Here is an 11914-nt window from a genome sequence, read left to right on the forward strand (position 1 = left end):
TGGTGACCGCGGTATCACCGAAACCTGAACTACCCGTGGCGGTTACACGCCCATACCCAGCCCGACGCGGACAGCGTGGCTCGTTCGCCTACAAGCTGATCACGACCACCGACCCCAAGGTGCTCGGCACCATGTATCTGGTGACCTCGATGGCGTTCTTCATGATCGCGGGCCTGATGGCCTTGCTGATGCGCGCCGAACTGGCGCGGCCCGGAATGCAGTTCCTGTCACCCGAGCAGTTCAACCAGCTGTTCACCATGCACGGCACCATCATGCTGCTGTTCTACGCGACCGCCATCATCTTCGGATTCGCGAACATCCTGCTGCCCTTGCAGATCGGCGCACCGGACGTCGCCTTCCCGCGATTGAACGCCCTGAGCTACTGGCTCTATGTATTCGGCGCGACCATGGCGACCGCCGGATTCATCACGCCCGGCGGCGCGGCCGACTTCGGCTGGACCGCCTATGTGCCCTTGTCCGACATCATCCACTCCCCCGGCGTCGGCGCGGATCTATGGATCCTCGGGGTAGGCGTCTCGGGCCTGGGCACGATTCTCGGTGCGGTCAACATGCTCACCACGGTGGTCTGCCTGCGCTGCCCCGGCATGACCATGTTCCGGCTCCCCATCTTCACCTGGAACGTGGTAGTGGCGAGTTTCCTTATCCTGCTGGTGTTCCCGCTGCTTACCGCCGCGGCGCTGGCACTGTTCTACGACCGGCATCTGGGCGGGCACATCTACGATCCCGCCAGCGGCGGTGTGATGCTGTTCCAGCACTTGTTCTGGTACTTCGGCCACCCCGAGGTGTATGTCATCGCCTTGCCGTTCTTCGGCATCGTCTCCGAGATCCTCCCGGTCTTCAGCCGCAAACCGATCTTCGGATACACCGGCATGGTCTACGCGACACTCGGCATCGCCGCACTGTCGATCGCGGTGTGGGCACACCACATGTACGCCACCGGCGCGGTGCTGCTGCCGTACTTCTCGTTCATGACCTTCCTCATCGCGGTCCCGACCGGTGTGAAGTTCTTCAACTGGATCGGCACCCTCTGGAAGGGACAGCTGACCTTCGAATCGCCCATGCTGTTCTCGCTCGGCTTCCTGGTGACCTTCCTCTTCGGCGGCTTGACCGGTGTCCTACTGGCCAGCCCGCCACTGGACTTCCACATCTCCGATACCTACTTCGTGGTCGCGCACTTCCACTACACACTGTTCGGCACAGTCGTGTTCGCCACCTTCGCCGGCATCTACTTCTGGTTCCCCAAGATCACCGGCCGCATGATGAACGAGCGACTTGCCAAGTGGCACTTCTGGACCACGTTCCTCGGCTTCCACCTGACCTTCCTGGCCCAGCACTGGCTCGGCAACATGGGCATGCCCCGCCGCTACGCCGACTACCTGCCCAGCGACGGATTCACCACGCTCAACACCATTTCCACCATCGGATCGTTCCTCCTGGGCGCGTCGATGCTGCCGTTCATCTGGAACGTCTTCAAGTCCTACCGCTACGGCGAGGTCGTGACCGTGGACGACCCGTGGGGTTACGGCAACTCCCTGGAGTGGGCGACCTCCTGCCCGCCGCCGCGGCACAACTTCCATGAGCTACCCCGAATCCGTTCGGAGCGACCGGCTTTCGAGCTGCACTACCCGCACATGGTCGATCGCATGCGCGCCGAAGCCCACGTGGGCTGGGGCGCCAAGGCGCACGAGGTCGCCGAAACCGGACTGGTGGCAACGAAATGACCCGCCGACAACAGACGCAGACCTTCCATGTACCACACCTTCCCCACGGGCTGATTGTCGTACTGACGGCGATCGTACTGATCGCCGGAATGATCTGCTTGTCCCACCTCGCGGACTTCGACACGGCCGGCAAGCCGAATACACCCTCCGAATCGACTGTGACACATATTTGTCCGGGCACGCGGTGCACTGCCGAGGAGCAACGCTGACCCGGATGCCGAACGTGCGGATCGGCTGTCCCCCCGGCCATCCGCACCCCGGTGCGGCAGGCAGCTTCCGCGCCGTGCGGGTGGGACTTTGCCCCGAGGCCGACGTACACGAAGCCGGGTCCGGTTGTCGCCGGACCCGGCTTTCGGCTATTCCGTGCGTTTTCGCCTGGCACCGCTCCCTCGGTGTGGAAACCGACCACCAACGCGCGGATTACGGGTACGCACTGGGCGCGGGCGCACACCCGCCACCCAGTGCGATTCGATCAGACCCGCGCCCGCTCGCGCGCCAGGGCTCGGTCGCGCTGTTCTTCGAAACGCGGAATCTGGACCTTTTCGAGGTTCTCGAGGAACACCACGAGCCGATCCCGGGCTTGTTCACCGAGCGGACCGAAGTCGTTGCGCTCGAAGAGATTCCATTGCCGTAGCACGGGCTGAAGGACTTCTTCGAGATGGATTCGCAGGTCGTAGACGCCGTGTTTGGCCATCAGCACGCCGTTGCGGCGGAAGTTGGGCATGCCCATGCCCGGCATGCGGAAGTTCTCGATGATCAGGTCGATGGCCTGCACAGCCTGATCGGGCACCAGATCCAGGGCCGCGCCGCACAGCGTGCGGTAGAAGATCATGTGCAGGTTCTCGTCGAGGGCGAGCCGGTGCATGATGCGGTCGGCCACCGGATCATCACAGAATTGGGCCGTATTGCGGTGACTGATGCGGGTGGCGAGCTCCTGAAACGAGACGTAAGCGACCGAATGCAGGAACCCGGTGTCGTCGAGGATGCGCGCCTCGACCGGTGCCGCGAATCCGTTCGTCATGTGAACCATCCGGTCGTTCTCGAGGGCGACCGGATCGACGCCGCGAGTGACGACCAAATAGTCGCGCAGCACAATGCTGTGGCGCGCCTCCTCTGCGGTCCACCGCCCGACCCAGGTGCCCCACGCGCCGTCGCGGGAGAAGTTCTCGGCGATCTCGCGATGGTAGGAGGGCAGGTTGTCCTCGGTGAGCAGGTTGGTCACCAAGGCTGCCTTCGCGACCTCGGACAGCTGAGATTGTTCTGGCTCCCAATCGATTCCGCCCAAGAGCGGGAAGTTACGCCCCTCGTCCCAAGGCACATAGTCGTGGGGATGCCAGTCCTTCGCCATCGACAGGTGCCGATCCAAGGCTTGCCCCGCGACGGGCTCGAGTTCCGTGAGGATCTCGAGCTGTGTCAATACGCGCGCCAACGTGTAGTCCGCCTTTCTATTTCGAAATGTGAAGAGAAACGAACGCGCATGAGGAACGCCCCTTCGGGACGACCTCACGCATATGTGGAGCGGAGAGTGCCGCCGCTGACCGCGGCCTGAGTAAACCGTTGCTCAGGCCCGGTCGTCAGCCGGCGTGACGAGAGTCAGGTCAACGGCGTCGCACCCGCGCCCGATCGGTGATCCGACACCGATCGAGCAGCCGGCCCGCCGCTCCCGCCACGCGTTCACCCTCGAGTACCGGCACCTTGCCGCCGGCGAACAGCACGACGTCGGGGTAGTCCACCGACGACCAAGCCTCCAAGACCCGCAACATCGGCCGCGCCCTCCTGCGCTCTCGACACACATCACCAATGACTAGAACAGGATCGACGGCGCCCCTGCCGGGAAATAGGGCCGAAAGGCCCCCTGAGGAGGGCCTTCGAACTCGCGCCCGCCGCGCACCCTGAAGGAGCCTGATCCTCACGCCACTTACTCAGGGGGCCAACTGTTCTCGATGATCCTCGTCCGGACCTGCACCGTCCATGGCGCGTGCTGCTGGACCACGTACTGTCCGTGCAGGCCGCGATCAGTCTGGTCGATGCCCGGTCCGGTGCGTGCTCGGCGTCGGCGACCTCGACGGTCCCGCCCCGGGCGGCGAGATCGTCGTCCTCGGTGAACGGCCCAGGCTCTGAAACTGCACGCACCGCACACCATTCCGATTCATCCCTGACGGCCGCGCGGACCCGGGATTCGACATCGTGATCGTGCGGGTCAGGTCCTGCGCAGGGACTTCCGGCCCTACCCGGGGATCGCATGGGCTGACCACGATAGAGATTCGAGACACGAGTTTCCGGCCGACAGGCGAGGAGGTCGTTCGATGCGAGCACAACCAGGGGATTGGCTGATCGTCGAAGGACGCGCGGTCGGGGGCGTAGTCCGTCGCGGTCTCATCGAAGAGGTACACGGCCAGGACGGCGCACCGCCGTATCTCGTGCACTGGACCGACACCGGGCATCGGGCCTTGACCTTCCCAGGCCCCGATGCGTACGTGCGGACCAGCGCGGAGCTGCGCGCCCAGGAGGAGATCGCCGCGGCCCGGTACTCGTCGATGCAGCATGTACCCGCCTCCGCTCCGACAGGGACGGCCGGGGCTGACCGATCTCGTCACTGACCTGCAGACCCGGGCACTCCGGTCCCGTACCGAGGACCTTCGGCGCTGTTCGCGGCCGCGCCAGACCGACCAGACTGGAATCGAACGGAGCGCGAGAACGGAGGCTCCCGTGACCATCGGCGACACCGTGACGATCGACCGCGACGGGTTGGACCGGCTCGTCGTGGTGTTACAGGAGAACTCGTATCGGGTCATCGGCCCGACGATGCGTGACAACGCGATCATCCTCGACGAACTCGACACGCCGGCCGCGCTGCCCGCCGGGTGGGGCGTGCACACCGAGCCGGGCCGGTATCGGGTGAATCGCCGCTCCGACCAGGCGGTCTTCGCGCATTCGGCCGGGCCGGGATCGTGGAAGCAGTTCCTGCATCCACCGCACCGCCTGATCGCACGACTCGACGCCGACCTGAATCTCGAAGCGTCCGGAGACAGCCCGACGCCGCAACCGGATCGCCCCACTGCATTCCTCGGTGTGCGTGGCTGCGATATGGCTGCCATCCGCATTCTGGAGCGGGTGCTCGGCGCAGATGCGTACCCGGACTCGGCTTTCGCGGCCCGCTGCGCCGGTCTGTTCATCATCGCCGTGAACTGCACCGAGCCAGGCGGGGTGTGTTTCTGCGCGTCGATGGGCACCGGGCCGGGCGTCACCGCGGGATACGATCTCGCGCTCACCGAACGCATCGACGACACCGGGCATCGGTTCCTGGTCGAGGTGGGCAGTGCGGCGGGCGAACGCATACTCGCCGAGCTCCGCTCACACCCGGCGACCCAGGCCGAGATCGCGGACGCCCGCGCCGAGGTGGCTGCCGCGGCGGGTCGCATGGGCCGCAGCATGCCGGATGCGGACCTGCGTGCGGTGATTCGCGAATCCCGCGAGTCACCGCAGTGGGAAGACGTCGCGAGCCGCTGCCTGACCTGCGGCAACTGCACCATGGTGTGCCCCACCTGCTTCTGCACCACTACCGAGGACGTCACCGATCTCACCGGCGACCACGCCGAACGCTGGGAGCGCTGGGCGTCGTGCTTCGAATTGGATTTCTCCCATGTGCACGGCGGCAGCGTGCGGCAGTCGGGCGAGAGCCGGTATCGGCAGTGGCTCAGCCACAAACTCGGCACGTGGTACGACCAGTTCGGCAGCTCCGGGTGCGTGGGCTGCGGACGCTGCATCGCATGGTGCCCGGCCGGTATCGATCTGACCGTTGAGATGGGCCGGCTCGTCGAACTGCGCGAGGAGGCCGACGATGGTCACCGCTGAGGAACTGTCCGCGTTCGCATCGCTGGCAGCACTCGACCGCGCGAAGCTGGAAACGCTCGCCCGGGCCGGGCATGCGGTGCACTATCCGGCCGGGGAGCGCCTGATCGTGGAAGGCCAACGGGCCGACCGCTGCTGGCTCATCAGCGAAGGACGGGTAGTGCTGGACGCGGCGGTGCCGGGGCGTGGCGATGTCGTGGTGCAGACCCTCGGTTCTGGCGATCTGCTCGGCTGGTCGTGGCTGGTGCCGCCGTATCGATGGCATTTCGGTGCGATCACCGGCGAACCGGTACAAGCGATCGAATTCGATTCGACCAGGCTGACCGAATTCGCCGACGCCGACCCGAGTTTCGGCCACGCACTGACGCTGCTGCTGTTCGAGGCGCTCCTGGAGCGACTGCAGGCCACCCGCGCCCGGTTGCTGGATCTCTACCGCAATCCCGGCGAAACCTGCACCGCTACATCGATACGCCTGGGCACGTCAGGTGACGGGCGATGATCGCCGAGGCCCGCGCCGGCGCGTCCGCGGACACCACGCTCCCGTATCGGGTGGCCCGCCGCATCCCGCAGACCAGCGACACCGCGACCCTGGTGCTTGCCCCGGTCGACGCTGCCGCGCAACGGTTCCGGTCCGGGCAGTTCATGATGCTCTATCGCTTCGGTGTGGGCGAGGTCGCCATCTCTGTCAGTGGAAATCCCTGTGCCGCGGTCGATTTCCTGGAGCACACCATCCGCGCGGTCGGGGCGGTGAGCGCGGCCCTGCACGACGCTCCGGTCGGCGCGGCGATCGGAGTCCGCGGACCGTTCGGCACCGGCTGGGATCTCGGCTCCGCCGCCGGACGGGACCTGGTGATCGTCGGCGGCGGAGTCGGGCTGGCACCGCTGCGCCCGGTCGTGCTGGAGGCGCTCGCACGGCGCACCGAATTCCGGAGGATCGTCCTGATCACCGGTGCTCGCAATCCCGATGACATCCTCTTCCGGGACGACCAGCAGGTCTGGGCCCGCGACGGCCTGCTCGAACTGCATCAGACCGTCGACCATCCGGCTCCCGGCTGGACGGGACCGATCGGCTTCGTCACCGAACCACTCGCGAAACTGGTCGTCGATCCGGGCAACACGACGGCATTTCTGTGCGGTCCCGAACCGATGATGCGGTTCTGCGCGAACACCCTGCTGCGCAAGGGCGTCCCGCCCACCGATATCCAGGTCACGCTGGAACGCAATATGCAATGCGGTGTCGCCCGCTGTGGCCATTGCCAGCTCGGTCCGCTGCTGCTGTGCCGCGACGGCCCGGTCGTGGACTACGCGGTGGCCGAACCCCTGCTTTCGGTGCGGGAGCTCTGATGACGACACCCACTCTCGCGGTCTGGAAGTTCACCTCCTGCGACGGCTGCCAGCTCACCCTGCTCGATTGCGAGGACGACCTGCTCACGCTGGCGGGCCGGGTCCGCATCGCTCATTTCGTCGAGGCGAGCAGCGTGATCGAGTCCGGGCCCTATGACGTGTCGCTGGTCGAGGGTTCGGTCAGCACGCCCGACGAGCAGCGCCGGATCCTCGAGATCCGCGCGCAGTCACGGATTCTCGTGACGATCGGCGCCTGTGCCAGTCACGGCGGCATCCAGGCGCTGCGCAACTTCGCCGACATGACCGAATTCGCGTCGGTGGTATACGCCAGCCCGCAATACATTTCGACGCTGGACACCGTGACGCCGATCGCGGCGCATGTGCCGGTCGACTACGAGCTGCGCGGCTGCCCGATCGACCGCCGCCAACTGCTGGAAACCCTGTGCGCGCTGCTGGCCGGGCGCGAACCCGACCTGCCGAACACCAGCGTCTGCACCGAATGCAAGCGCCGCGGCAATACCTGTGTCATGGTCGCCGACGGCATTCCCTGTCTCGGCCCGGTCACCCAGGCGGGATGTGGTGCCCTGTGCCCGTCCTACCATCGCGGCTGCTACGGCTGCTTCGGCCCGATGGAACGGCCCAATATCGGTGCGCTGCTGCCGATCCTGCGGATCAACGGCATGGATACCGTCGCTATCGACCGAGTGTTCAGCACAGTCGCGGTCGCCGCACCGGACTTCGCCAACAGGAGCCGGGATGAGCCATCGCAGTAGGCAATTGCGGGTCAGCTCGCTGGCGCGTGTGGAGGGCGAGGGCGCGCTGCGGGTGGTCGTCGACGACGGCCGGGTGGAGCGGGCAGAGCTCGATATCTACGAACCGCCGCGCTTCTTCGAGGCCTTTCTGCGCGGCCGGGCGTACACCGAGCCACCCGATATCACCGCCCGGATCTGCGGTATCTGCCCGGTGGCGTATCAAACCAGCGCCTGCAACGCGCTGGAGCAGATATGCGGCGTCGCTCTGGATCCGCCACTGACCGCGCTGCGTCGACTGCTGTACTGCGGCGAGTGGATCTCGAGTCATTCGCTGCACATTCACCTGCTGCACCTGCCCGACTTTCTCGGTTACCCCGACGCCATCACCCTGGCCGCCGACCATCGCGAACTGGTCGAGCACGGGCTCGCCATCAAGAAGGCGGGCAATACACTGCTCGAACTGATCGGTGGCCGTCCCATCCACCCGATCAATGTCCGGGTCGGCGGTTTCTACTCGGTGCCCGGCCGCGCCGATCTGGCACCGGTCGCCGAACAGCTGCGCCGAGCCCAGGACTACGCGATCGACACCGCCTGCCGGGTAGCACAGTTCGACTTCCCGGACCTGGAGCTCGACCACGATCTACTCGCAGCCACCACACCGGACCGTTACGCCATCGAGAACGGCACCGTGTCGACCAGCACCGGACTCGACTTCCCCGCAAGTGAATTCGGCGAGCACGTGGTCGAGGAACAGGTTCCGCATTCCACCGCGCTGCACGCGCGATTGGACGGGCGACGCTACCTGACCGGTCCCCTGGCTCGATACAGCCTCAACTCCCGGCGACTCTCCCCACTCGCCCGCCAGGTCGCAGCCTCGGCCGGACTCGGCCCGGAGTGCCGTAATCCGTTTCGCAGCATCGTGGTTCGCGCCGTCGAGGTGGTGTACGCCATCGATGAGGCGCTACGTCTCATTGCCGACTACGTGCCGCCCGCCCACCCCGCGGTGCCCTGCGCCCCACAGCCTGGCGCCGGCCACGGCATCAGCGAGGCCCCGCGCGGATTGCTCTATCACCGTTACGAAATCGACGACGCGGGCTCCATCCGGGCGGCCACCATCATTCCGCCGACCTCCCAGAACCAGGCCGCCATCGAGGACGATCTACGCCAGGTGGTGTCCGAGCACCTCGACCTGGACGATGCGGCGCTGACCACCCTGTGCGAACGCACCATCCGCAACTACGATCCGTGCATCTCCTGCTCGGCCCACTTCCTCGAGCTCGACGTGGTGCGCCGATGAGCGGCCCGCGAGCCGTCGTCATCGGCGTCGGCAACGAGTACCGGCACGACGACGGCATCGGACCCGCCGTGGCCGCGGAACTCGAAAGGCTGTGCTTGCCAGACGTTCTCGTGGCCGTGAGCGACGGCGAGCCGACGGGTCTGCTGGATCTCTGGGCCGACGCGGAGCTGGCGATCGTGGTCGATGCCGTCCTCTGTGAACCTTCCACCCCCGGCCGGGTCTGGCGTACCACCGTCGATGCCCTGCGCGGCCTCACTCACGCGGCCAGCTCCCACGCCATGGGCATCCCCGACGCCCTCCCCTTGGGCCGCGCCCTCGGTAAGGTCCCCGCCGAACTCGTCGTCCTCGCCGTCGAAGCTCACCGCCTCGACCTCGGCGCCGGCCTCTCCGCCCCGGTCGCCGCCGCCCTCCCCGACGTCATCGCCGCCGTCCGGGCGGAACTCGCCCGCTGCGGAATCCCCGGCGGATGAATGAACGCTCAGCCGGGCCGATTCCAGTCGGGCCGAGCGGCGCCATGGTCGCACCGGGGTGTCACTGCGAGGGCCGCGACACAGACTTCCGCGGTCGATACGGATCCAGCCGTCGGTGAGGAGCCATCGCTGCGGAGCAGCAGCGGCCGGGTCAGGAGATGATGCGGACGGCGTAAGGCATGATGCCGTCTTCTCGGACCGTGGAGACCTTGACGACCTCGCCGGATTGTGGCGCCTCGATCATTTTGTTGTTGCCGATGTAGAGGGCTACGTGTTGGCTGCCGCCGGGGCCCCAGAACAGCATGTCGCCGCGGGCGCGATCGCCGACGGGAACCCTTGTGCCCATGGTGTATTGGTAGCCGGAGTAGTGGGGTAGGGAGACGCCGACGCCGGCGAAGGCGTAGATCATGAGGCCGGAGCAGTCGAAGCCGGTTTTGTTGTAGTCGCCGTAGCTGTCGGCGGTGCCGCCGTCGCGGATGCCGAGGGTGGGGCCGTCCTCGTCGCCGCCGCCCCAGGCGTAGACGACGCCGAGTTGGGACATGGCTCGGTCGACGACCGTTTCGATCAGTTCGGAGCGGGAGCCGCTGGGGCGGGTCGTCGAGGTGTCGGGGCGGTTGGGCTGGGTGGGGCGGCGCGGGGGTGGGGAGGAGTCCTGGACCTTGTGCGGGCGGTGGCTCTGGCCGACCTGGTTGGCGCGGTCGGCGGCGGCGCGGTCGGCGGCGACGCGGGCTGCGGCGGCGACGGCGGCTGCGTGGGCCGCGGCTTGGGCGGCCGCCTCTTCGGTTTTGCGCTGCTGGTCCCAGGCGAGGAAGGCGTCGCGCTGGCTCTGCAGGCCGGCCACGTTGGCGCGGGCGGCGTCGAGGCGCTGCTGGGCCGAGTCGCGCTGGGAGACAAGGCCGTTGCGGACGGAGTTCTGCTGGTTGAAATCGGCCTGGGCGGTGGTGACGGCGTTCTGCGCTTCGGCCTTCTTGGCGTCGGCCGCGGCCGCGGCGGCATCGGCGGCCTGCTGGGCCTGTTTCGCGGCGGAGGTTTTGTTGGCCTGGTCGATCTGGGCGTGGCGCAGGCCGTCGACGACCTGCCGCTGGTTCTTGGAGGCGATGGTCAGCACCTGGGCGCGGTTGAGCGCGATCTCGGGGCTGGGGGCGGCCATGTAGTTGATCAGCGAGGTGGAGCCGGGGCGCATGTAGACCTGCGCGACGTACTTGTCGAAATTGCCGTGCGCGGTATCGACTTTCGTGCCGGCGTCGGTCAGGTCGGCCTGGCATTGGGTGACGGTGCGCGCGGCGGTGTCGGCGGCGTCGCGGGCCATCTGCAGATCCACCAGGGCCTTGTTGACAGCTTCGCGGCGGACGGCGATCGCGTCGTCGAGCTGCTGGAGCTGTTGTTCGGCCGAGGCGACCTGGTTGATGAGGGTGCCGACCTCACCGACACCGGCGTCGACCTGGGCGCCGGCGGCGTTGAGGTCGCCGTCGCTGGGGTTGGCGGGTGGGGGTGGAACCGCGTGGCCGGAGGCCATGCCACAGGCCAGCACGACGGCCGCTACGAGCAACTCCGTAGCGACTCGTGCTGGACGTCCGCGTCGCTTCGCCGGTCGTCGCATCGCACCTCCCTGGAGTCCCATCCGGCACAACTTCCCCAGCCGTGCCATCGCGAAACGGTACGACATGGCATGAACCGCTCAGAACAGCCACGCCACAATCACACATATGTAATTCGTCAGTAGCCACATATTTGCAGGTAGACCACACGATCACCATGCGTCACATGACACGACACGAGTTACGTTCCCGGCGTGTCGCATACGAACCGGGCGGTTTTCCGCGCGGCGGAACCACACCCGGGCAAGAAGAAAGGGGCCCGGGAAGAACCCGAACCCCCACACGGCGACACCGTCGCCGGACGACACCGCCCCTAGGCCACCGGAGCCGATGGCCGCGACTCGTCGCCCGCCCGCCGCACCTTCACCAGGTACAACCCGCCGATCCCGGTGATCAGCACGCCCAGCAGCACCAGGGTGATCACGGTCCACGACACCGCCTCCGGCTGCTGCAGCCGATCCACGAAAACCTGTGCGGCGTCGGCGGTGTGCTCGGGTCCGCGGTACTTGGCCCCGTCCTCGGCGCGCTCGAGCCGCCCGCGGGTGAACTGGTCGCTGAAGGTGCCGACCCAGTCGTCGCTGAAGACGACCACGGTGCCGTGCTCGATCTTGCCGACCTCGTTGGCCAGGTCGCGCAGATTCGCCTCGATCCCCGGATTGCCCGGCACCACAACGATATCGAGCTTGACGCCCTGATCGCGCGCGTCGGCGGCGATGGCCGCGAGGGCCTCCTGGTCGCGTCCCTCGGGGGCGGCGACATGGTTGTCGTCGAGATCGGCGATGATCTTATTCAAGTCGGTGTTCGGCGGTAGTTCCGCCTTCACAGGCGTGAAAACCGAGAGGTGCGAGACGGTCACGAA

General features: G+C 66.9%; 12 protein-coding genes. 8 read left to right on the forward strand and 4 right to left on the reverse strand.

Annotated features, from left to right (window positions below):
• Positions 1 to 2: 2 nt before the first annotated feature.
• A complete protein-coding gene (gene ctaD / locus ACYVKL_RS05860) occupies positions 3 to 1742 on the forward strand; it encodes an aa3-type cytochrome oxidase subunit I (protein WP_379168927.1) in 1740 nt (579 codons plus the stop codon).
• A 472-nt stretch (positions 1743 to 2214) separates the two neighbouring features.
• Here the strand turns inward: ctaD and ACYVKL_RS05865 are convergent, their stop codons facing one another.
• Complete coding sequence (locus ACYVKL_RS05865; RefSeq protein ID WP_379168928.1) at positions 2215 to 3171, reverse strand: acyl-ACP desaturase; 957 nt, start codon at positions 3169 to 3171, stop codon at positions 2215 to 2217.
• Positions 3172 to 3340: 169 nt separating this feature from the next.
• Entirely contained in the window at positions 3341 to 3505 is a 165-nt protein-coding gene (locus ACYVKL_RS05870) for a hypothetical protein (protein WP_379168930.1), read from the reverse strand.
• Between the two features lie 543 nt (positions 3506 to 4048).
• Between ACYVKL_RS05870 and ACYVKL_RS05875 the strand changes: the two genes are divergently transcribed.
• The 7 genes from ACYVKL_RS05875 (at position 4049) to ACYVKL_RS05905 (ending at position 9457) form a co-directional block, all read left to right on the forward strand.
• Positions 4049 to 4342 carry a DUF1918 domain-containing protein gene (locus ACYVKL_RS05875; RefSeq protein WP_379168932.1) on the forward strand — a complete coding sequence of 98 codons (294 nt, stop codon included), beginning with the start codon at positions 4049 to 4051 and terminating at the stop codon, positions 4340 to 4342.
• A gap of 109 nt (positions 4343 to 4451) precedes the next feature.
• Positions 4452 to 5597 carry a 4Fe-4S dicluster domain-containing protein gene (locus ACYVKL_RS05880; protein ID WP_379168934.1) on the forward strand — a complete coding sequence of 382 codons (1146 nt, stop codon included), beginning with the start codon at positions 4452 to 4454 and terminating at the stop codon, positions 5595 to 5597.
• Positions 5584 to 6093 (forward strand): cyclic nucleotide-binding domain-containing protein, encoded by a 510-nt coding sequence (locus ACYVKL_RS05885; protein ID WP_379168936.1) that lies wholly within the window; start codon positions 5584 to 5586, stop codon positions 6091 to 6093. The genes ACYVKL_RS05880 and ACYVKL_RS05885 overlap by 14 nt, the downstream gene beginning before the upstream one ends.
• The gene (locus ACYVKL_RS05890) at positions 6090 to 6938 is read left to right on the forward strand and encodes an FAD/NAD(P)-binding protein (protein ID WP_379168938.1); all 849 of its coding nucleotides are present in this window, start codon (positions 6090 to 6092) and stop codon (positions 6936 to 6938) included. Before ACYVKL_RS05885 ends, ACYVKL_RS05890 begins: the two co-directional genes overlap by 4 nt.
• Positions 6938 to 7711, forward strand: a complete 774-nt coding sequence (locus ACYVKL_RS05895) for an NADH-quinone oxidoreductase subunit B family protein (protein WP_379168940.1) — start codon at positions 6938 to 6940, stop codon at positions 7709 to 7711. Before ACYVKL_RS05890 ends, ACYVKL_RS05895 begins: the two co-directional genes overlap by 1 nt.
• Positions 7695 to 8987 (forward strand): Ni/Fe hydrogenase subunit alpha, encoded by a 1293-nt coding sequence (locus ACYVKL_RS05900; RefSeq protein WP_379168942.1) that lies wholly within the window; start codon positions 7695 to 7697, stop codon positions 8985 to 8987. Before ACYVKL_RS05895 ends, ACYVKL_RS05900 begins: the two co-directional genes overlap by 17 nt.
• Positions 8984 to 9457 carry a hydrogenase maturation protease gene (locus ACYVKL_RS05905; protein WP_379168944.1) on the forward strand — a complete coding sequence of 158 codons (474 nt, stop codon included), beginning with the start codon at positions 8984 to 8986 and terminating at the stop codon, positions 9455 to 9457. Before ACYVKL_RS05900 ends, ACYVKL_RS05905 begins: the two co-directional genes overlap by 4 nt.
• A gap of 151 nt (positions 9458 to 9608) precedes the next feature.
• Here ACYVKL_RS05905 and ACYVKL_RS05910 read toward each other — a convergent pair whose 3' ends face one another.
• A complete protein-coding gene (locus tag ACYVKL_RS05910; RefSeq protein ID WP_379168946.1) occupies positions 9609 to 11057 on the reverse strand; it encodes an NlpC/P60 family protein in 1449 nt (482 codons plus the stop codon).
• Positions 11058 to 11368: 311 nt separating this feature from the next.
• Complete coding sequence (locus ACYVKL_RS05915; RefSeq protein WP_379168948.1) at positions 11369 to 11911, reverse strand: Rv1476 family membrane protein; 543 nt, start codon at positions 11909 to 11911, stop codon at positions 11369 to 11371.
• Between the last annotated feature and the right edge of the window lie 3 nt (positions 11912 to 11914).

Source organism: Nocardia tengchongensis (assembly GCF_054781395.1).

Bases quoted from the DNA above. Each gene is read 5' to 3' on its own strand.
- ACYVKL_RS05895 (WP_379168940.1), top strand. From the start codon at position 6,938: ATGACGACACCCACTCTCGCGGTCTGGAAGTTCACCTCCTGCGACGGC.
- ACYVKL_RS05890 (WP_379168938.1), top strand. From the start codon at position 6,090: ATGATCGCCGAGGCCCGCGCCGGCGCGTCCGCGGACACCACGCTCCCG.
- ACYVKL_RS05875 (WP_379168932.1), top strand. From the start codon at position 4,049: ATGCGAGCACAACCAGGGGATTGGCTGATCGTCGAAGGACGCGCGGTC.
- ACYVKL_RS05870 (WP_379168930.1), bottom strand. From the start codon at position 3,505: ATGTTGCGGGTCTTGGAGGCTTGGTCGTCGGTGGACTACCCCGACGTC.
- ACYVKL_RS05905 (WP_379168944.1), top strand. From the start codon at position 8,984: ATGAGCGGCCCGCGAGCCGTCGTCATCGGCGTCGGCAACGAGTACCGG.
- ACYVKL_RS05885 (WP_379168936.1), top strand. From the start codon at position 5,584: ATGGTCACCGCTGAGGAACTGTCCGCGTTCGCATCGCTGGCAGCACTC.
- ACYVKL_RS05900 (WP_379168942.1), top strand. From the start codon at position 7,695: ATGAGCCATCGCAGTAGGCAATTGCGGGTCAGCTCGCTGGCGCGTGTG.
- ACYVKL_RS05910 (WP_379168946.1), bottom strand. From the start codon at position 11,057: ATGCGACGACCGGCGAAGCGACGCGGACGTCCAGCACGAGTCGCTACG.